This window comes from Paraburkholderia lycopersici, assembly GCF_900096975.1.
Classification (GTDB): Bacteria; Pseudomonadota; Gammaproteobacteria; order Burkholderiales; family Burkholderiaceae; genus Paraburkholderia; species Paraburkholderia lycopersici.
On sequence record NZ_FMYQ01000016.1, the window covers coordinates 38754 to 57963 of the forward strand.

Annotated in this window: 18 protein-coding genes; 6 read left to right on the top strand and 12 right to left on the bottom strand. The window is 67.3% G+C overall.

Annotation, left to right across the window (positions count from 1 at the left end; genetic code table 11):
- Positions 1-36: 36 nt before the first annotated feature.
- Positions 37-993 (bottom strand): complex I NDUFA9 subunit family protein, encoded by a 957-nt coding sequence (locus BLU17_RS17935; protein WP_091999067.1) that lies wholly within the window; start codon positions 991-993, stop codon positions 37-39.
- Between the two features lie 120 nt (positions 994-1113).
- A complete protein-coding gene (locus BLU17_RS17940) occupies positions 1114-3087 on the bottom strand; it encodes a lytic transglycosylase domain-containing protein (RefSeq protein WP_091999071.1) in 1974 nt (657 codons plus the stop codon).
- Positions 3088-3107: 20 nt separating this feature from the next.
- Here BLU17_RS17940 and BLU17_RS17945 point away from each other — a divergent pair, with 20 nt between their 5' ends.
- Complete coding sequence (locus tag BLU17_RS17945; RefSeq protein WP_245746911.1) at positions 3108-3722, top strand: 5-formyltetrahydrofolate cyclo-ligase; 615 nt, start codon at positions 3108-3110, stop codon at positions 3720-3722.
- Between the two features lie 21 nt (positions 3723-3743).
- Here BLU17_RS17945 and BLU17_RS17950 read toward each other — a convergent pair whose 3' ends face one another.
- Positions 3744-4256 carry a winged helix DNA-binding protein gene (locus tag BLU17_RS17950; RefSeq protein WP_091999074.1) on the bottom strand — a complete coding sequence of 171 codons (513 nt, stop codon included), beginning with the start codon at positions 4254-4256 and terminating at the stop codon, positions 3744-3746.
- A 217-nt stretch (positions 4257-4473) separates the two neighbouring features.
- On the opposite strand from BLU17_RS17950, the gene pxpB reads away from it, so the two are divergent.
- From pxpB to BLU17_RS17975, 5 genes are all read left to right on the top strand, one after another.
- A complete protein-coding gene (gene pxpB, locus BLU17_RS17955; RefSeq protein ID WP_091999077.1) occupies positions 4474-5133 on the top strand; it encodes a 5-oxoprolinase subunit PxpB in 660 nt (219 codons plus the stop codon).
- Complete coding sequence (locus tag BLU17_RS17960) at positions 5130-6197, top strand: 5-oxoprolinase subunit C family protein (RefSeq protein WP_091999080.1); 1068 nt, start codon at positions 5130-5132, stop codon at positions 6195-6197. The genes pxpB and BLU17_RS17960 overlap by 4 nt, the downstream gene beginning before the upstream one ends.
- A 40-nt stretch (positions 6198-6237) precedes the next feature.
- Positions 6238-6993 carry a 5-oxoprolinase subunit PxpA gene (gene pxpA, locus BLU17_RS17965; RefSeq protein ID WP_091999082.1) on the top strand — a complete coding sequence of 252 codons (756 nt, stop codon included), beginning with the start codon at positions 6238-6240 and terminating at the stop codon, positions 6991-6993.
- Between the two features lie 273 nt (positions 6994-7266).
- Positions 7267-8004: a DUF969 domain-containing protein gene (locus BLU17_RS17970; RefSeq protein ID WP_091999085.1), complete on the top strand. Its 738-nt coding sequence runs from the start codon at positions 7267-7269 to the stop codon at positions 8002-8004.
- Positions 8001-8954, top strand: coding sequence for a DUF979 domain-containing protein (locus BLU17_RS17975; protein ID WP_091999090.1), 954 nt, complete (start codon positions 8001-8003; stop codon positions 8952-8954). Before BLU17_RS17970 ends, BLU17_RS17975 begins: the two co-directional genes overlap by 4 nt.
- Positions 8955-9107: 153 nt before the next feature.
- On the opposite strand, the gene BLU17_RS17980 is transcribed toward BLU17_RS17975, so the two are convergent.
- The 9 genes from BLU17_RS17980 to ahcY form a co-directional block, all read right to left on the bottom strand.
- On the bottom strand, positions 9108-10319 hold the full coding sequence (locus tag BLU17_RS17980) for a TraB/GumN family protein (protein ID WP_091999093.1): 1212 nt from the start codon (positions 10317-10319) through the stop codon (positions 9108-9110).
- Positions 10312-11340 (bottom strand): peptide ABC transporter ATP-binding protein, encoded by a 1029-nt coding sequence (locus BLU17_RS17985; RefSeq protein ID WP_091999096.1) that lies wholly within the window; start codon positions 11338-11340, stop codon positions 10312-10314. The genes BLU17_RS17980 and BLU17_RS17985 overlap by 8 nt, the downstream gene beginning before the upstream one ends.
- On the bottom strand, positions 11337-12335 hold the full coding sequence (locus BLU17_RS17990; protein ID WP_091999098.1) for an ABC transporter ATP-binding protein: 999 nt from the start codon (positions 12333-12335) through the stop codon (positions 11337-11339). Before BLU17_RS17990 ends, BLU17_RS17985 begins: the two co-directional genes overlap by 4 nt.
- Positions 12336-12337: 2 nt before the next feature.
- Positions 12338-13255 carry an ABC transporter permease subunit gene (locus tag BLU17_RS17995; RefSeq protein WP_091999301.1) on the bottom strand — a complete coding sequence of 306 codons (918 nt, stop codon included), beginning with the start codon at positions 13253-13255 and terminating at the stop codon, positions 12338-12340.
- Between the two features lie 54 nt (positions 13256-13309).
- The gene (locus BLU17_RS18000; protein ID WP_091999101.1) at positions 13310-14323 is read right to left on the bottom strand and encodes an ABC transporter permease subunit; all 1014 of its coding nucleotides are present in this window, start codon (positions 14321-14323) and stop codon (positions 13310-13312) included.
- A gap of 138 nt (positions 14324-14461) precedes the next feature.
- Positions 14462-16096 (bottom strand): ABC transporter substrate-binding protein, encoded by a 1635-nt coding sequence (locus BLU17_RS18005; protein ID WP_091999104.1) that lies wholly within the window; start codon positions 16094-16096, stop codon positions 14462-14464.
- 337 nt (positions 16097-16433) lie between these two features.
- Positions 16434-17264, bottom strand: coding sequence for a methylenetetrahydrofolate reductase [NAD(P)H] (gene metF / locus BLU17_RS18010; RefSeq protein ID WP_091999105.1), 831 nt, complete (start codon positions 17262-17264; stop codon positions 16434-16436).
- A 31-nt stretch (positions 17265-17295) separates the two neighbouring features.
- Positions 17296-17649, bottom strand: a complete 354-nt coding sequence (locus tag BLU17_RS18015) for a phage holin family protein (RefSeq protein WP_091999108.1) — start codon at positions 17647-17649, stop codon at positions 17296-17298.
- A gap of 136 nt (positions 17650-17785) precedes the next feature.
- Positions 17786-19204, bottom strand: a complete 1419-nt coding sequence (gene ahcY / locus BLU17_RS18020; RefSeq protein WP_091999110.1) for an adenosylhomocysteinase — start codon at positions 19202-19204, stop codon at positions 17786-17788.
- Positions 19205-19210 lie beyond the last annotated feature (6 nt).

Genomic DNA, 19210 nt, shown 5'->3' on the forward strand with positions numbered 1-19210 from the left:
AGTGAGTTGAATGGGCGCCGGCCGGCGACTTGCCGCCTACCGGCCGGCGCTTGCGCGAAAGATGTTCAGACGCGAGCGCAGCGAGGCGTCCGCGAGATAGAGCGGCGCGATCGTCTCGATGCTGGCCGGGTCGATGTCGAGCTCGGGCGCGAGCGGACCGCCAAGCACGCTGTCCACTTTCATCGAGTCGAGATTATCGCGCGTGAGCACCGGCACGCCAGGCGCCATCTCGAACGATAGCGCCTGCAGACGCCCGAACGCATCGGGCAGCCGCACGATGCGCGCGTGCCGGCCGACCACCTCGCCGCAGTACTGCAGCAACTGCTCGAGCGTGTAGACGGCCGGTCCGCCAAGTTCGTAAGTGTGCCCGCTCGCGGCATCGAGATCGAGTACGTTGACGATGGCCTTCGACACGTCGCCGACGAATACCGGCTGGAACTTCGCGTCGGGCATGGCGAGCGGGATCACGGGAAAGAGCCGCTGCAGGAGCGCGAAGCGGTTGAGGAAACTGTCCTCGGGGCCGAACACGACCGAAGGCCGGAAGATCGTCGTGGCGAGCGACGTGGAGGCATGCACGGCTTTCTCGCCGTCGCCCTTCGAGCGCAGATACATGCTCGGCCCGCGCGGATCGGCGCCGAGCGCGCTCATGTGGATGAGCCGGTGCACGCCCTTGCTCTCGCACGCGGCGACGATCTTCGTGGGCAGCTCGACGTGCAACCTCGCGAAGCCCGGCCCGTAGGGATCGCCGCGCCCGCCATTGAGCGTGCCGACGAGATTGACGACGGCGTCCGCGCTCTCGACGAACGCGGCGAGCGCGACGGGATCGGACACATCGGTCTCGACCACGTCGACGGGCAGCAGGGTGAGATGGCGGGCGTTGTAACGGCGTCGGGTCGCGATGCGCACGTCCTTGCCCGCCTCGACGAGCGCGTTGACGAGATGGCTGCCGATGAATCCCGAACCGCCGATGACCGCAATGGCTTGATGTCTCATCCTGACCTCCTCGGGCAGACGGCGCCGCCGCATACGAGGTCCGGTTCGTCCGACGGCGCGCCAGCCTGGAGGTGGAGCACGCCGCGTGCCGTCATGCCGCGCGGCATGATGGCACGGCGCTTACGGCGAGATATAGCCGAGACGCGCCTTCAGCGATTGCGGACGGCCCTCGAACAGCGCCGCATAGTAGACCGTGTTCGACAACACGTTTTTCACGTAGTCGCGGGTTTCCTGGAACGGAATCGTTTCCGCGAAGATGGCGCCTTCGACGCCGCCCTGCAACGACTGGCGCCACGCGCGCGGACGCCCCGGCCCGGCGTTGTAGCCCGCCGTAGCGAGCACGGCCGAGCCGTCGAACTGATTGTAGATCATCGACAAATAGTTCGTTCCGAGCAGGATGTTGGTGTCGAGATCGTTGAGCTGATCGCGCGAGAGCGGGCCGAGGCCGATCTTCTTCGCCACCATCTGCGCCGTGGCCGGCATGATCTGCATGAGGCCGCTCGCGCCCACGCCCGACTTCGCATTGAGAATGAAGCGCGACTCCTGGCGGATGAGCCCATACGCCCATTCGACGTCGAGGCCGTTGGTCTGCGCGTCGCGCTCCACCACGTCGCGGAACGGCGCGAGATAGCGCAGCGAGAAGTCGTGCTCGGTCTGCGTGCGGTCGGCCGTGTTGACGGTGCGGTCGAGCAACTGGATACGCTTCGCGTATTCGGCGACGGCGAGCAGTTGACGATCGCTCATGCCGCGTAGCGGCCAGTTCCATTCGCGATTGCCTTCGAGCCGCAGGTTCAGCGCGTAAAAACGTTGCGCGAGCGCGAAGCCCGGCGTTTGCGCGGCCTGCGCGACTTCGGCGTCGCTGACCGTGGTCCTGGGCGGAATCGTGATCTTCTGCCCGAGTTCTTCGGTGGCGAGCTGGCCGTAGAAGTTGTAGCCCTGCGAAATCGACGCGAACTCCTGGTTCGCCTGCGCCGTTTCGCCCGCCTGCTTGAGCGCGCGCGCGTGCCAGTAAACCCACGACGGTTGCGCGCGCAGCGCGGCCGGCATCTGCTCGATCGACCAGCGCACCATGGTCCAGTCGCCGCCCAGCAGCGCGGCGCGCGTACGCCATTCGTAAGCCGGGCTCGAGAGCGGTGCGTTGACCGAGAGCCGGTACCAGTCGAGCGCGGCGGGCAAGCGCTTGAGCGCCCCCTGATAACCGATCGTGCCCCAGCCGATCGCGCGCTCCGGCGAACTGAGCGAAGGCGCGACGGCCGCGAACGTGGCCGCGGCCATGGCGGGGTCGTTGCGCGCCATCACGGTCACGGCGAGCAGCGCGAGTTGATGCGATTGCGGATCGGCGGTGACGCCTTGCGCGAGCGTGAGCGGCGGCGCGCTCACGGCCTGGCTGAACGCCGTCGGGTCGGGACGCTGCGCGAGGCCGTCGAGCAGCTTCGCGCCGGTCGAGGTCTGGTTCTGCTCGTAGGCGAGGCGAATTTGCTGCCAGACGTCGTCGTTCGAGAACTGGCCTTTGATGGCGAGCGCCGTGATGAGATCGACGCAACCGTCGCCGTAATAGCGCGGCTCGACGAGCAGCGCGCGCGCGTCGTTGGCGACGTTCTCGCCGCGCGCCGCGCGCGACTCGAGCGCATAGCACTTCACCTGCGTGTCGTCGTTGAGCACGAAGCGCGGATATTGCTGGTCGAAGTTGGCCCAGTCGTGGCGCGCGCCGAGCACGAGCAGATAGTCGTTGCGCATGCGGTCGGCGATCGCCTGGCCGTCGTAGCGCTGCAGGAACGACAGCACCGGCGCATCGGGCGCGTCCACGCGCGCGTGGCCCTGCGAATCGAAAAGCTGCGGCTTGAGCTGGAAGTACTCGAGATACGCCGGCGCCGGGTAATCGGGAATCGTCGCAGCGAGTTGGGCGGCGCGCGCGGGGTCGTTGTTGCGCGCGGCTTCGCGAAGCTGGATGAAGGTCTGGTCGTCGCTGGAAAGGACTGCGCCTACGGGCAGTGCGACGGGGCGCACGGCGGACGCCGTGCTGCATGCTACGAGTGCCGCGGCAGTCAGTGCGAGACCGACCACGCGATATACTCGGACAAGGCGTTTGGACATCGTTATTTCTGGAGCGCGAGGTGAACCCAAGGATAGCACGCAACCCCCATGCGGAATCCAAAAAGGACTGGCGTGCAAGGCTGCTTCCCCGGCGAATCGAAGCAGCTTCCGACGTGGCAATCGGCGAAGCGCTGACGGTTCGTCTCGATGCTCTCGTTGCACAGTTTGCTCCGGATTCGATCGGCTTCTACTGGCCCCTGCGCGGCGAGTTCGATGCGCGCCCCTGGCTCGCCGCCTGGCTCGCCGCCGATCCCTCGCGCCGCGCCGCCCTCCCCGCCATCGCCGAGCGCCACGCGCCGCTCGCCTTCCACGCCTGGACGCCCGACGCGCCGATGCGCGAAGGCCATCACGGCATTCCCGAGCCGGCCTCGCAGGACGTGATCGTGCCCGACCTGCTGCTCGTGCCCTGCGTGGGTTTCGATCGCGAAGGCTACCGGCTGGGCTACGGCGGCGGCTACTACGACCGCACGCTCGCCGCATGGCCCGGCGGGGCGTTGCCCGTCACCGTGGGCATTGCATATGAGGCGTGTCGCATCGACGACGGCGTGCTCGCGCGCGAGGCGCATGACCTGCCGCTCGACGCCGTGGTGACCGAAGCCGCCACGCACCTTTGCGCGCGTGCGCGGGTGCGCTAGCGGCGTCGGCGTTTCAACGGCTCAAAGCGAAGCCGCCGCGCGCGCGGCGGTGTCGTAGAGTCCCGACGCGTTGCGCATGAGCTGCGCCGCGTCGCCGATCTGCTGGTTCGTGAGGCCGCTTTCCTTGAGCGTCGCGATGAGGCAGCTCTCGCGCACGTCGCGATAGCGCAGGCACAGCGCGCGCCCCTCGTCCGTCACCGAAAAGAAGACTTCCTTGCCGGTCTTTTCGCTTTTTACGTACCCTCTGGAGACGAGCTTCTTTAACGCATACGTGGCCACGTGCGTGTCCTCGATGTTGAGCACGAAGCAGATGTCCGCGAGCTTCTTGCGCCGCTCGCGATGGCCGACGTGATGGAGCAGCGACACCTCGATCGGCGTCATGTCCTTTACGCCCGCCGCCGACATGCAGCGCACCATCCAGCGGTTGAACGCGTTGCTCGCCATGATGAGCGCGTACTCGAACTCGGAAAGCTCGGCGCTCGACTCGGAGACGAGATGTTCGGACGAAACGATTTTGGTCGGCTGGCGCGACATGGCAGAAAACCCGTTGGTCGGTGATCGAAGAGGGAAAGCGGCGTGGCGTGAGTGTAATTGCAGCGGGGGTCGAGTGCGCCTGGCGAAAACGCTTATTGATAATTTGTAGATAATTTATCGACAATGTACGCTATAAGGAACCGTCGCCAGCCGTCTCTGCGCGGTGTTGCGAGCCGCGAGTTTCGACCGGCCGAACCGTCCTCTTGAACGATTTACCATGCCGAATCCTGATCCCCGCATCTTTCCGCTTGGCGACGAAGCGCTCGTCTGCGAAGCGCCGCCGCCCGCCACGCTCGCGGTCCAGCGCCGCGTCTGGGCCGTCGCCGCGCTCGCGCGCGGCTGGGCGCCGGTGCGCGAGGTCGTGCCCGGCATGAACAACCTGACGATCACCTTCGACCCGCTCGCCGCCGACACCGCCGCGCTCGCGGGCGCGCTCAAGGACGCATGGCGCGACGCCGAAGACGCACCCGAGGCGAGCCGCGAAGTCGAGATTCCCGTGGTCTATGGCGGCGAGGACGGCCCCGATCTCGAAACGGTCGCGCAGCACTGCGGACTTGCCGCCGCCGACGTCGCCGCGCGCCATGCCGCAGGTGTCTACACGGTGTTCTTCCTCGGCTTTCAGCCCGGCTTCGCCTATCTCGGCGGCCTCGAGCCGGCCCTGCACACGCCGCGTCGGCGCGAACCGCGCCTCGCCGTTCCGGCCGGGTCGGTAGGCATCGGCGGGGAGCAGACGGGCATTTATCCGGCCGCGTCGCCCGGCGGCTGGCAGTTGATCGGCCGCACCGCCGCCAAGCTTTTCGACCCCGCGCGCAACCCGCCCACGCTGCTCATGCCCGGCGATCGCGTGCGCTTCACCATTGCGGAGCTCCACGCATGATCGAAGTCCTGCGCGCGGGCCTGCTCACCACGGTCCAGGATCTCGGCCGTACCGGCTACCGGCATCTGGGCGTCTCCACCGGCGGCGCGCTCGACGCGCTCTCGCTCGAAGTGGGCAACCGCCTCGTCGGCAACCGGGCCGACGCGGCCGGCATCGAAATCACCTTCGGCCCCGTCGCGCTGCGCTTTGCGCGCGCCACGCGCATCGCCATCACCGGCACCGATTTCGGCGCCACGCTCGGCGGACGGCCCGTCTGGTCGTGGTGGAGCCTGCCCGTCGCGCCCGGCGAGGCGCTCGTGCTCAACGGTGCGAAGCACGGCATGCGCGCCTGCGTGTGCGTGGCGGGCGGCGTGGACGTGCTGCCCATGCTCGGCTCGCGCAGCACCGACCTCGCGGCGGGCTTCGGGGGCCTCGCGGGCCGCGCGCTCAAGGACGGCGACCGCCTCGCCACGGGCGCCTCGTTCGCCCCGGGCCGCGAGCGCGCCGTGCTCGATCCCGGCGCGCCGGCCTTCGGCGTGAAGGCGCCCGTGTGGTGCAACTTCGCGCTCGTCGACGAGCCGCATCACCGGCGCGGCCGCCATCCCGACGGCATGGCCTGGGCCGCGCCCGTGCGCGTGCTGCGCGGCCCCGAGCACGACAGCTTCACGCCCGAGGCGCAGCGCGCGTTCTGGTCCGACGAATGGCAGGTCACGCCCAACAGCAACCGCATGGGCTTTCGCCTCGCGGGTACGCCGCTCGCGCGCGACGACGGACGGGACCTGCTCTCGCACGCCGTGCTGCCGGGCACGATCCAGGTGCCGCCGAGCGGTCAGCCTATCGTGCTGATGGCCGACGCGCAGACCACGGGCGGCTATCCGAAAATCGGCTCCGTGATCCGCGCCGACCTGTGGAAGCTCGCGCAGGTGCGTCTGACCGGCGGCGTGCGCTTCGTGGAGGTCACGCCCGCCGGCGCGCGCGCGGCGCTCGAAGAGGAACGGGCGTATCTGCGGCAGATCGACGCCGCGATCGCCATGCACGATGAGCGCTACGCGACCCGCCGCACGAGCGCGCCCGCGAGCGCCTGATTTTTTTCCCCATCTGTAGCACGCGCAGTAGAGGAGCATCATGACCACCATCGATTTGAACGCCGATCTCGGCGAAGGCTGCGGCTCCGACGAGGCGCTGCTGGACCTCGTGAGCTCGGCCAACATCGCGTGCGGCTGGCACGCGGGCGGCGCCAATGCGATGCGCGAATGCGTGCGCTGGGCCGTGGAGAAAGGCGTGTCGATCGGCGCGCATCCGAGCTTCAACGACCCCGAGAATTTCGGCCGCAAGGAGATGAATCTGCCGCGCGAGGAGATCTACGCAGGCGTGCTCTATCAGCTCGGGGCGCTCTCCGCGATCGCCCAGGCCGAGGGCGGGCGCATCGCCCACGTGAAGCCGCACGGCGCGCTCTACAACCAGGCCGCGCGCGATCCCCAGATCGCCGAGGCGATCGTCAGCGCCGTGCACGACTTCGACCCGTCCGTGACGGTGTTCGCGCTCGCGGGCAGCGGGCTCATCGCCGCCGCGCGCGAGGCCGGGCTCGTGGCCGTCGAGGAAGTGTTCGCCGACCGCGGCTATCGCGCGGACGGCTCGCTCGTGCCGCGCAGCGAGCCCGGCGCGCTGCTCGACGACGAAGACGCCGTGCTCGCGCGCACGCTCGCGATGATCCGCGAGCAGCGCGTGCAAGCGGTGGACGGCGCCTGGGTGCCGCTCAACGCGCAGACGATCTGCCTGCACGGCGACGGTCCGCATGCGCTTGCGTTCGCGCGGCGCATCCGCGCGGCGCTCGACAACGCCGGCATCGGCGTGCGCGCCGCCGGCGCGGCCGCAGGCTGAACGCCGGCGCGCGCAAGACGCGATGACGCGATGACGTGCGCCAAGCCGCGGCGCACGTCTCGCACGATTCATCGAAGATTCGCCAACGATTCAGCAAGGCAATCGCACGGCAGCCCACGCGGCAAAGCGTAGTTGTTCTCAGCAGGTTCGTAGTTGTACGAACGGCCATCAGAGCCGTGATGTCAACGCGGTCCGCCTCGCCACCGGAGCGAGCGGCACCGTTTCGCCGCTATCCGCGGCAACCACGACAAGCCAATACGTTTGGAGATCCACATGCAGAGCACCGTCAACTTATGGCCGCTGATCGGCGTGGCCGTCATCATCGCAGGCTTTTTGCTGCGCTTTAACCCGATGCTGATCGTCGCCGCGGCGGCCGTCGTCACCGGGTTCGCCGCGGGCTTCGAGCCCGGCAAGATTCTCGCCGCCATCGGCACCGGCTTCATCAAGACGCGCAACATCCCCCTCATCATCCTGCTCCCGCTCGCCGTGATCGGCCTGCTCGAGCGCCACGGCTTGCGCGAGCGCGCGCAGATCTGGATCGGCAGCATCAAGGCGGCCACGGCGGGTCGCCTTCTCATCGTCTATCTGCTCGTGCGCGAGCTCACCGCGGCCGTCGGCCTCACCGGCCTCGGCGGCCATCCGCAGATGGTGCGCCCGCTCATCGCGCCCATGGCCGAAGGCGCCACCGAAAACCGCTTCGGCAAGCTCTCCGACGCCGTGCGCTACAAGCTGCGCGCTTACGCGGCCGCCACCGACAACGTTGGCCTCTTCTTCGGCGAGGACATCTTCGTGGCATTCGGCGCGATCGTGCTGATGGTCACGCTGCTCAAGGAAGCGGGTGTTTCAGTCGAGCCGATTCATGTGGCGCTCTGGGGCATTCCCACCGCGATCTGCGCGTTCGCGATCCACGGTGCGCGCCTCTGGCTGCTCGATCGCAAGCTCGAGCGCGAACTGGGCGGGACGCGCCCGGTCAACGCAAAAGCGCCGGCCGGCCAGGGAGACGAAGCATGACGCTCACCCTCAACTGGCTCTTCTGGCTGCTCGGCATCGTGCTGCTCATCGTGGGCGGCACGATCGTCATGGATCGCGAGCATCCGCGCCGCTTCACGGCGGGCGGCTTCTGGCTGCTCTACGCGCTCATCTTTCTCGCGGGCGACCGGCTGCCGGCCGAAGTCGTGGGCGTGCTCGTGCTCGCCATGGCGCTGATCGCGGGCCTCGGCGGCGTGACGGCCGCGAAGCCCAGGGTGCTCGCGCTCGAAACCCGCATTGCGAGCGCGAAGCGTCTGGGCAACAAGCTCTTCGTGCCCGCGCTCACCATTCCCGTCGTCACCGTCGTGCTCACGCTCGCGGCGAGCCATCTCGTATTCGGCGGCACGCCGCTCGTCGACCCGAAGAACGTCACGCTGATCGGCTTCGGCATCGGCTGCGTGATCGCGCTCGTCATCGCGTGCCTCATCACGCGCGACAGCGTCGGCCAGTCAATGAAGGAAACGCGCCGGCTCGTCGACGCGCTCTCGTGGGCCGCCGTGCTGCCGCAGATGCTCGGCATGCTCGGCCTCGTGTTCTCGGACGCGGGCGTCGGCAAAGCGGTCGCGCACGTCACGACGTCCTGGATCAACATGGACGCGCGCTTCGTGGCCGTGGTGGTGTACTGCGTGGGCATGGCGCTATTCACGGTCATCATGGGCAACGGCTTCGCGGCGTTTCCCGTGATGACGGGCGGCGTGGGCGTGCCGGTGCTGGTGGGCGTGTTCCACGTCAATCCGGCGATGATGGCCGCCATCGGCATGTTCTCGGGCTACTGCGGCACGCTCATGACGCCGATGGCCGCGAACTTCAACATGGTGCCGGCGGCGCTGCTCGAGCTGCCCGACAAGAACGCGGTGATCCGCGTGCAGGTGCCCACGGCGCTGGGCATTCTCGTGGCCAATATCGTGCTGCTGAACGTGTTCGGTTTTTGATCGGCGCGGAAGGCACGTCCTCCCCCGCCCCGTCAATACGAAAGCCGGCTCGCGCCGGCTTTTTCGCGCCGGCGCGGGCGCAGCGCGGGCCGCGTCGGGCGTCGCGCTACCGGGGTACGCGTTCGGCGTATCCGGATTGCGAACCGGCCGCGCTCAGCCCGGATCGACCGTGAAGCCGCGCTGGCTCAGCAACTGGAGCACCCCCTTGCGGCCTCCCAGATGCAGCGCGCCGATCGCGACGAAAAGCGGCTTGTTGGGCGCCACGTACTGCTGCATGCGCGAGACGAAGCGCCGGTTGCGCTCGTAGACGATGCGGTTGTCGACCGACGCCGCCACGCGCGCATCGTGCGAGAGCTTTTCGGTGCGCGCCGACTCCCAGGCCGCGATCGCGTCGGCGTCGCCCACGCGCCACAAGCGCAGCAGCGTCTGCACGTCGGCCACGTTTTGCGCGGGCGTCTGCGCGAGATCCTGCGCGAGCATTTCGCGCTGCTGCGCGAGGCTCAGGTTCGTGAACGCGCGCATCTGCTCCGAAAGCGTCTCGAGCCCGACGATGCGGCGGCCCTTCCAGCGCAGGAACACGTTCTGCAGCTGCGCCTCGGTGCCGTACTCGGTCTGCAGGCCGGCGCTCAGCGAATCGTAGGTTTCCACGAGCAGCGAGGCGAGCCACGGCCGCATTTTGCGGATCTCGGCGAGCGCTTCCGGATTGCCGCGCATGCGCGCCTCGAGCTTCTGCCAGAGCGGCTCGGGCAGCAGCGCCGGCAGGCAGGGACGCCGGCATACGCCGTATTTCGAGACGTCGTCCTGGGAGACGAGCAGATCGTCGGGCGAAAGCTCGAGCGCGAGGATAGACGAGGCGGCGAGCGCCGCGAGGATCGGCTGGCGAAACGGCTGGCCCGGCGGATAGTCGGCGGGGTCGCCCACATGCAGCGTGCCGAGCAGGTAAATCGTGAGGTTGCCGCGCGTGGCGACGTAGAACGGCATGCGCGCGGGCTGCGTACGCACCGGGCCGCCGGCGGTCGTGCCCGAGGCGTAGCTCGGCACGGCGGGCGCGGCATGGAAGCCGGGAATGCCGCCCGACGAGCCCGGCGGCATGGGTACGGCTGGCCGCGCGCCAGGCGTGTTGGCGGCGGCCCCGGCAGCGTACGCGGCGCCCGCCAGGCAGCCGAACGCGACCGCCGCCCAGAACGCCATCTTCAGAGCTGCGCGGAGCGCCGCCCCGAGCGCCCCCCGAACAGCCGCGCCCAATCGCGCAATCACCGCAAGAGCAGCCCGCGAGACAGGGGAAAAGGCAATGAAAAAAGCGGCACGACGGCCGCCCCTTGGCTGGCGGCGCGTAAAACGACGCGCCGCCGTCGCTTCAGGCATCCTCTTCCCCCACCTCCTCTGCACGATGGCAGGATACCTGACGGCCATCCACTTCGCGTAGTGCCGGAACTTCCTTGCGACACCGGTCGATCGCGTATGGACAACGTTGATGGAACGTGCAACCGGACGGCGGATTGAGCGGCGAAGGCAATTCGCCCTCGAGCCTGATCTTCACGCGGCGGTCCGCCTCGAAGATCGCGGGCGTCGCCGACAGCAGCGAGCGCGTGTACGGATGGCGCGGGCGCCCGATCACCGTCTGCTTGTCGCCGAGTTCGGCCACGCCGCCGAGGTACATCACCATCACGTCGTCGGCGACGTGCTCGACCACGGCCAGGTTGTGCGAAATGAACACGTAGCTCGTGCGGAACTGCTCCTGCAGGTCCATGAACAGATTGAGGATCTGCGCCTGGATCGAGACGTCGAGCGCGGAGACCGGCTCGTCGGCCACCACGATCTGCGGATCGAGGATCATCGCGCGCGCGATCGCCACGCGCTGGCGCTGCCCGCCCGAGAACATGTGCGGATAGCGCTTCGCGTGCTCGGGCCGCAGGCCGACGGTGCGCATCATGTGCGCGATGCGGTCCGCGCGCTCGGCGGCGGAAAGCTTCGTGTTGATCGCGAGCGGCTCGCCGAGCGTCTGCTCCACGGTCTTGCGCGGGTTGAGCGAGGCGAACGGGTTCTGGAACACCATCTGCACGCGGCGGCGCAGCGCGGCGACCTTCGCCTGGTTCCCGTGCGCGACGTCCTCGCCGTCGATGACGAGGCGGCCCGCGGTGGGCGGCTCGATCATCGTGAGCTGGCGCGCGAGCGTCGATTTGCCGCAGCCCGACTCGCCCACCACCGCGAGCGTGCGCCCGCGCGCGAGCGAGAACGACACGCCGTTGAGCGCCTTCACGGTGCCCGTGCCGAACATGCCGCGCCTGACGGCGTAGTGCTTCTTGAGGTCCTCGGCGACGAGAACCTTGTCGCCCTGGCCGTCCCTGTTGTCCTCGCGAGCCGCGTGTTGCCGGACTGCGTTCATCGCGCGCCTCCGTTGGTCAGGTTCATCGTCGCGTTCCGCGGCTTGATGCAGCGCACCTGCGCATAGCCGCTCTCGTCCGCCACCGGATCGAGCGTGGGCCGCGCCTTCGTGCAGTCGTCCACGGCGTACCTGCAGCGCGGCGCGAACAGGCAGCCGCGCGGCCGGTCGTCGCGGCCCGGCACCATGCCCGGCAGCGCGGCGAGACGCCGCGCGCCCACGTTGTGCTCGGGAATCGCCGCGAGCAGCGCCTCGGTGTACGGATGATGCGGCCGCGCAAAGATGTCGGGCACGCGGTTCGTCTCGATGATCTCGCCCGCGTACATCACGGCCACGCGCTGCGCGACCTCGGACACCACGGCCAGATCGTGCGAGATCAGCACGAGCGCCATGCCGCGCTCCTTCTGCAGGCGCACGAGCAGCGCCATGATCTGCGCCTGGATCGTCACGTCGAGCGCCGTGGTGGGCTCGTCGGCGATCAGCAGCTTCGGGTTGCAGGCCACCGCCATCGCGATCATCACGCGCTGGTTCATGCCGCCCGACATCTGGTGCGGAAAGTTGTCGATGCGGTTCTTCGCGTCGGGAATGCCGACCTGGTCGAGCAGTTCCAGCGCGCGCGCGTGCAGCGCGGCGCCGCGCAGGCCCTCGTGCAGCTTCAACACTTCCTTGATCTGATAGCCGATCGTGTAGCTCGGGTTCAGGCTCGTGAGCGCGTCCTGGAACACCATCGCGATGTCCTTGCCGACGATGCGCCGGCGCGCCTTGCCCGTGGCGTTGAGCAGGTCGCGGCCGTCGAACGTGATCGCGTCGGCGCTCACCTTGCCGGGCGCGTCGATGAGGCCCATCAGCGCCATCATCGTCACGCTCTTGCCCGAGCCCGATTCGCCGACGATGCCGAGCACCTCGCCCGGCGCGACCGAGAGGTTCACGCGGTCCACGGCCGGCAGGCCGTTGAAGTCCACCGCCAGATTGCGGAGGGTAAGCAGTTCGTTTTGCATGTTCAGGCCATCCGCTTGAGCTTGGGATCGAGCGCGTCGCGCAGCCCGTCGCCGAGCAGGTTGATCGCGAGCACCGAAACGAGGATGGACAGGCCCGGCATCGTGACGATCCACCATGCGCTGTCGATGTAGTCGCGCGCCGAGGCGAGCATCGCGCCCCACTCGGCGGCGGGCGGCTGCACGCCGAGGCCGAGGAAGCCGAGCGCGGCGGCGTCGAGAATCGCCGAGCTGAAGCCGAGCGTGGCCTGCACGATGAGCGGCGCCGTGCAGTTGGGCAGCACCTGCGAGAACATCAGCCGCAGCGTGCCCGCGCCAGCCACGCGCGAGGCGGTCACGTACTCCTTGTGCAGTTCGCCGAGCGCCGAGCCGCGCGTGAGGCGCACGTAACCGGGCAGCGCCACGATCGCGATCGCGAGCATGGTGTTCGTGAGACCCGGCCCGATGATCGCGACCACGGCCACCGCGAGCAGCAGCGAGGGCAGCGCGAGCAGCACGTCCATGAGACGCATGATCGGCGTGTCGGCCCATTTCTCGAAGAACGCGGCCACGAGCCCGAGCACGATGCCCGGAACCAGCGCGAGCACGACCGACACGCAGCCGATCCACAGCGAGAGCCGCGCGCCGTACATGAGGCGCGAGAGGATGTCGCGGCCCGCTTCGTCGGTGCCGAGCACGAACTTCCAGTTGCCGCCGTCGAGCCACGCGGGCGGGATCTTCACGTAGTCGCGGTATTGCTCGATGGGGCTGTGCGGCGCGACGAGCGGCGCGAAGATCGCCACGAAGATGAGCAGCAGCACGATCAGGCCGGCGCCCACGGCGCCCCTGTTGCGCGAGAAGTTCGCCCAGAATTCGCGCAGCACGAGCGCGCGGCCCGAAGGCGGCGTGACGGCGCGGGGCACGGTGTTCTGAATGTCAGCCATCATGCCTCCCGGGATCGGTGATTGGGTTGTAGGGGTTGCAGGTTCATGGCTCGCTTACCTCGTATGCCGGATGCGCGGATTGAGCACGCCGTACAGCAGATCGACGCACAGGTTCACGAGAATCACGAGCGTCGCGATCATGAGAATGCCGCCTTGCACGACCGGATAATCGCGCCGGCTGATCGCGTCGATCAGCCATTTGCCGATGCCGGGCCAGGAGAACAGCGTTTCGGTGAGCACCGCGCCCGCCAGCAGCGTGCCGACCTGCAGGCCGATCACGGTCACGACGGGAATCAGCGCGTTGCGCAGCGCGTGCACGACGATCACGCGCACGGGCGAGAGACCCTTGGCGCGCGCGGTGCGGATGTAGTCCTCGCGCAGCACTTCGAGCATCGACGAGCGCGTCATGCGCGCCACCACCGCGAGCGGAATCGTGCCGAGCACGATGGCGGGCAGGACGAGGTGCGAGAGCGCCGAGCGGAACGACCCTTCGTCGGTGCCGGGCAGCAGCGAGTCGATCAGCATGAAGCCCGTGACGTGCGGAATGTCGAACTCCACGGCAATGCGGCCCGACACCGGCGTCCAGCCGAGCTTCGACGAAAACACCATGATGAGGATGAGCCCCCACCAGAAGATCGGCATGGAATAGCCGGTGAGCGCCGTACCCATCACGCCGTGATCGACGACGGTGCCGCGCCGGAGCGCCGCGAACACGCCGGCCGGCAGACCGATCGCGAGCGCGAAAATCAGCGCGCAGATCGACAGTTCGACGGTGGCGGGAAAGCGCGCGAGAAACTCGTCCATCACGCTCGTGTTGGTGATGATCGAAGTGCCGAGATTGCCCTGCAGCGCGTGGCCGACGTAATGCAGATACTGCATCGGCAGCGGCTCGTCGAGCCCGAGGCGGTGCATGGCCTCGGCGTGCATTTGGGGATCGACGCCGCGCTCGCCCATCATCACTTCGATGGGGTCGCCCGGAATCAGGTGGATGAGCGCGAACGCGAGGATCGTGATCCCGATGAACGTGGGTATCACCATGCCGATGCGGCGCAATACGAAGCGGAACATGTGGTGTTCCCCCGAAAGCTTTGAAATGAAACGCAACCGGCGACAGGGGCTCGTGACCCCGGTCGCCGGACCTATTCCGCCCGCTTTCCGATCAGGTGAAAGCCGGGCGAAAACTACCCGATCAGCTCGCGATAAACCTTACTGCATGCCCACGCCGTCGAAGCGCGCGTAGCCGAGCGGCTCGATGCGCATGTCGACCACCTTCTTGCTGACCGGCTGGTAGACGGTCGAGTGGGCGATCGGCGAGAACGGCAGTTGCTGCGCGAAGATCTGCTGCGCCTGCTGGTAGAACTTCGTGCGCTGCGCGACATCCGACGTCTGGCGGCCCTTCTGGATCAGGTCGTCGAACGGCTTGTAGCACCACTTGCTGAAGTTGTTGCCGTTCACGGCCTCGCAACCGAGCAGCGTGCCGAGCCAGTTGTCGGGGTCGCCGTTGTCGCCCGTCCAGCCGATCAGCATCGAGTCGTCCTCGCCCGCGTGCGCGCGCTTGATGTACTCGCCCCACTCGTACGTGACGATCTTCGCCTTCACGCCGATCTTCGCCCAGTCGGCCTGGATCATCTCGGCCATCAGGCGCGCGTTCGGGTTGTAGGCGCGCTGAACCGGCATGGCCCACAGCGTGATCTCGAAGCCGTTCGACAGACCTGCCTTCGCGAGCAGCGCCTTGGCCTTCTCCGGGTCGTAGGCGTTGGCCGGGAGGTTCTTGTAGTAGGACCACTGCGTGGGCGGCATCGGGTTGGTCGCGAGCTGGCCCGCGCCCTGATACACCGAGTCGATGATCGCCTTTCTGTTGATCGCCATGTCGAGCGCGTGGCGCACGTCGACGTTGTCGAGCGGCTTGTGCGTGACGTTGTACGACAGGTAGCCCAGGTTGAAGCCCGGCTGCGACGGCATGGCGATGTTCGGCTCGGCCTTCAGCGGCGCGATGTCGGCGGGACGCGGATAGCTCATCACCTGGCATTCGTCGCGCTTGATCTTCTGCACGCGCACGCTCGCGTCGGGCGTGATCGAGAAGATCAGCTTCGAGAGCTTCACGGCGCCCGGCTTCCAGTAGTCGGGATTGCCGTCGTAGCGGATGGTCGCGTCCTTCGTGTAGCTCCTGAAGATGAACGGGCCCGTGCCGACCGGATACTGGTTGATGTCGGCGGCCTTGCCGGCCTTCAGCAGTTGATCGGCGTATTCGGCCGAGAGGATCGAGGCGAATTCCATCGCCATGTTCTGGATGAACGGCGCGTTCGGCTCGTTCAGCGTGAACTTCACAGTGTACGGATCGACTTTCTCGACCTTGGCGATCAGCTTGTCGAGGCCCATGTCGGTGAAGTACGGAAACGACACCGGGTATGCCTTGCGGAACGCGTTGTTCGGATCGAGCATGCGCTCGAACGAGAACACGACGTCGTCGGCGTTGAATTCACGCGAGGGCTTGAAGAACGACGTGGTCTGGAACTTCACGCCATGGCGCAGATGGAACGTGTAGGTCTTGCCGTCAGGGGAAACGTCCCACGATTGCGCGAGACCCGGTTCGACCTTGGTGCCGCCGCGCTCGAATTCGACGAGGCGGTTATAGACGGTGAACGTGTTCGCCGTGAAGTCCGTGCCGGTCGTGTATTGGGCCGGGTCGAAGCCGGCGGGGCTGCCTTCCGAGCAGTAGACGAGCGTCTTGTTCGGAATGCTTTGCGCGGCGTGCGCGAGAGGGGCTCCAGCAATCGATGCCGCTGCGAGCGCCACGAGAGACGTCATTCGTGCAGCACGCAACAGTTTGTTTTCTTTCATGTTTCCTCCAGTTCAATGCCGGCTCGCGCCAGCGTAGCGCGATCTTACTTGAGCAGGTGCCGCGGTCACAAGCAAGCCAAAAGTCCCGTCGCTTCTGGAAAACGCCGGGTTGACAGGGGCCGTGGTTGCCGCATGGTGCGGCGCAGCGTGGCCCCGCCCTTTTTTCTTGCGGGAACACGACGATAGACAGCGCGCCGAATTGTTGCGTACCGCCAATGGCTTCCTCATGCGCCTCGTCGGCGTCGCCGGATTGGTGCTTTCCATGAAAAAAGCCGCGCGGCCCGGAAGTCCGGGAACCGCGCGGCTCGAGCCTGCCGGGCGAGTCGCGAGCGGGCGCTCAGAACCCCAGCCGCTCGCAGATGGCCTTGGTGGCCGGTGCCGCGTTGAGCGTGTAGAAGTGCAGGCCCGGCACGCCCGCATCGACGAGGCGGCGGCACAGGCCCGTCACCACGTCGAGGCCGAACGCGCGAATCGACTCGCGGTCGTCGCCGAAGCTCTCCAGACGCTTGGCGACCCAGCGCGGCACTTCGGCGCCGCACATCTCCGAAAAGCGCATGAGCTGCGAGTAGTTCGTGATCGGCATGATGCCGGGCACGATGGGGATGTCCACGCCGAGCTTTTGCGCGTCGTCGACGAAGCGGAAATACGCGTCCGCGTTGAAGAAGTACTGCGTGATCGCCGAATTGGCCCCCGCTTTTACCTTCTGCGCGAACGCTTCGAGGTCGTGGCGCGGCGAACGCGCCTGCGGGTGGTACTCGGGATACGCGGCCACTTCGATGTGGAACGCGTCGCCGGTTTCCTCGCGGATGAACGCGACGAGTTCGGACGCATAGCGCAGTTCGCCCACCTCGCCCATGCCCGAGGGCAGGTCGCCGCGCAGCGCGACGATGTGGCGGATGCCATGCGCGCGGTACGCCCCGAGGATCTCGCGCAGGCTCTCTTTCGAGGAGCCGATGCACGAGAGGTGCGGCGCGGCCTCGACGCCTTCCTTCGCGATGTCGAGGACCGTATCGAGCGTGCCTTGCTGCGTCGAGCCGCCCGCGCCGAACGTCACCGAGACGAACTTCGGCTTGAGCGTCGCGAGCTGGGCGCGCGTGGCGCGCAGCTTCTCGACGCCGTCCGGCGTCTTCGGCGGAAAGAATTCGAATGAGAGTTCGATCGGTTTCATGTTGATGAGGCCTCAACGGCCTTTGCCCGCGTCAGCCGAGGCTGCGGTTGCCGAAGATCAGCGCCGAGAGCAGCCACGACACGATGCTGTACAGGATCGAGCCGAAGAACGCCGACCAGAAGCCCGACACCTCGAAGCCCTTCAGCAGCGACGCGGCGAGCCAGAAGCACAGCGCGTTCACGACGAGGATGAAGAGGCCGAGCGTGAGGATCGTCACGGGCAGCGTGAACAGGATCAGCAACGGCCGCAGCACGGCGTTGATGAGGCCGAGCACGACCGCCACGATCAGCGCGGTGCCGAAGCTGCGGATGTGGATCGACGGAACGAGCCAGGTGATGATCAGGAGCGCGAGCGCGTTGATGAGCCAGGTCAGCAGCACGGTCATGGTTGTTGGTCCTCTTGCGTCGTTGATAGGCGGGCCGCCCGCGCGCGAAAAAACGCGCGGGCGTTCCCGCAGCATCGGGCTGATCGCTTAACTGCGGCTTAAAGCTTCAAGCCGCTTTGTATCTTCCTGTATCGGCTTAGTAACGATAGTGGTTCGGCTTGAACGGACCGTTCTTGTCGACGCCGATGTACGAAGCCTGGTCGTCGGACAGCACGGTCAGGTTCGCGCCGATGCGCGCGAGGTGCAGGCGCGCGACCTTCTCGTCGAGGTGCTTCGGCAGCACGTACACCTTGTTCTCGTACTTGTCGCCGCGCGTGAACAGTTCGATTTGCGCGAGCGTCTGGTTCGTGAACGAGTTCGACATCACGAACGACGGATGGCCCGTCGCGCAGCCGAGGTTCACGAGGCGGCCTTCGGCCAGCAGGATCACGCGCTTGCCGTCCGGGAAGATGATGTGGTCGACCTGCGGCTTGATGTTTTCCCACTGGTACTGGCGCGTGGAAGCAACGTCGATTTCCGAGTCGAAGTGGCCGATGTTGCAGACGATCGCGTTGTGGCGCATCGCCTTCATGTGGTCGTGGCCGATCACGTGGAAGTTGCCGGTGGCCGTCACGAAGATGTCGGCCTTGTCGGCGGCGTATTCCATCGTCACGACGCGGTAGCCTTCCATCGCGGCCTGCAGCGCGCAGATCGGATCGATTTCCGTGACCCACACGGTCGCGCCGAGGCCGCGCAGCGACTGCGCGCAGCCCTTGCCCACGTCGCCGTAGCCGGCCACGACGGCGATCTTGCCCGCGATCATCACGTCGGTCGCGCGCTTGATGCCGTCGACGAGCGACTCGCGGCAGCCGTACAGGTTGTCGAACTTCGACTTCGTGACCGAGTCGTTCACGTTGATGGCCGGGAACGGCAGGCGGCCGTCCTTTTCCATCTGGTACAGGCGGTGCACGCCGGTCGTGGTTTCCTCGGTCACGCCCTTGATCTGCGCGAGGCGCTTCGAGTACCACGCCGGGTCGATGTCGAGGTGCTCGCCGATCGACTTGTAGAGCGCGATTTCCTCTTCGTTGGTCGGCTTCGCGATGACCGAGCGGTCCTTCTCGGCCTTTGAGCCGAGGATCAGCAGCAGCGTGGCGTCGCCGCCGTCGTCGAGGATCATGTTGGCGAACTCGCCGTTCGGCCACTCGAAGATGCGGTGCGTGAAGGCCCAGTATTCGTCGAGCGATTCGCCCTTGAACGCGAACACGGGCGTGCCGCCCGCGGCGATCGCGGCGGCGGCGTGGTCCTGGGTCGAGAAGATGTTGCACGAGGCCCAGCGGACGTCGGCGCCGAGCGCCGTGAGCGTCTCGATCAGCACGGCGGTCTGGATCGTCATGTGCAGCGAGCCCGCGATGCGCGCGCCCTTGAGCGGCTGCTGCGCCTTGTACTCTTCGCGGATCTGCACGAGGCCGGGCATTTCGGTCTCGGCGATGTTCAGTTCCTTGCGGCCCCAGCCGGCAAGCGACAGATCGGCGACGACGAAATCCTGGGCTTGATCCTGCGGAATTGCGGCGTTCATCACGCC

What these genes read in the sequence shown, in the direction of transcription:
- BLU17_RS17935 (WP_091999067.1), bottom strand. Translation starts at nt 993, where the DNA reads ATGAGACATCAAGCCATTGCGGTCATCGGCGGTTCGGGATTCATCGGC.
- BLU17_RS17940 (WP_091999071.1), bottom strand. Translation starts at nt 3,087, where the DNA reads ATGTCCAAACGCCTTGTCCGAGTATATCGCGTGGTCGGTCTCGCACTG.
- BLU17_RS17950 (WP_091999074.1), bottom strand. Translation starts at nt 4,256, where the DNA reads ATGTCGCGCCAGCCGACCAAAATCGTTTCGTCCGAACATCTCGTCTCC.
- pxpB (WP_091999077.1), top strand. Translation starts at nt 4,474, where the DNA reads ATGCCGAATCCTGATCCCCGCATCTTTCCGCTTGGCGACGAAGCGCTC.
- BLU17_RS17960 (WP_091999080.1), top strand. Translation starts at nt 5,130, where the DNA reads ATGATCGAAGTCCTGCGCGCGGGCCTGCTCACCACGGTCCAGGATCTC.
- pxpA (WP_091999082.1), top strand. Translation starts at nt 6,238, where the DNA reads ATGACCACCATCGATTTGAACGCCGATCTCGGCGAAGGCTGCGGCTCC.
- BLU17_RS17970 (WP_091999085.1), top strand. Translation starts at nt 7,267, where the DNA reads ATGCAGAGCACCGTCAACTTATGGCCGCTGATCGGCGTGGCCGTCATC.
- BLU17_RS17975 (WP_091999090.1), top strand. Translation starts at nt 8,001, where the DNA reads ATGACGCTCACCCTCAACTGGCTCTTCTGGCTGCTCGGCATCGTGCTG.
- BLU17_RS17980 (WP_091999093.1), bottom strand. Translation starts at nt 10,319, where the DNA reads ATGCCTGAAGCGACGGCGGCGCGTCGTTTTACGCGCCGCCAGCCAAGG.
- BLU17_RS17985 (WP_091999096.1), bottom strand. Translation starts at nt 11,340, where the DNA reads ATGAACGCAGTCCGGCAACACGCGGCTCGCGAGGACAACAGGGACGGC.
- BLU17_RS17990 (WP_091999098.1), bottom strand. Translation starts at nt 12,335, where the DNA reads ATGCAAAACGAACTGCTTACCCTCCGCAATCTGGCGGTGGACTTCAAC.
- BLU17_RS17995 (WP_091999301.1), bottom strand. Translation starts at nt 13,255, where the DNA reads ATGGCTGACATTCAGAACACCGTGCCCCGCGCCGTCACGCCGCCTTCG.
- BLU17_RS18000 (WP_091999101.1), bottom strand. Translation starts at nt 14,323, where the DNA reads ATGTTCCGCTTCGTATTGCGCCGCATCGGCATGGTGATACCCACGTTC.
- BLU17_RS18005 (WP_091999104.1), bottom strand. Translation starts at nt 16,096, where the DNA reads ATGAAAGAAAACAAACTGTTGCGTGCTGCACGAATGACGTCTCTCGTG.
- metF (WP_091999105.1), bottom strand. Translation starts at nt 17,264, where the DNA reads ATGAAACCGATCGAACTCTCATTCGAATTCTTTCCGCCGAAGACGCCG.
- BLU17_RS18015 (WP_091999108.1), bottom strand. Translation starts at nt 17,649, where the DNA reads ATGACCGTGCTGCTGACCTGGCTCATCAACGCGCTCGCGCTCCTGATC.
- ahcY (WP_091999110.1), bottom strand. Translation starts at nt 19,204, where the DNA reads ATGAACGCCGCAATTCCGCAGGATCAAGCCCAGGATTTCGTCGTCGCC.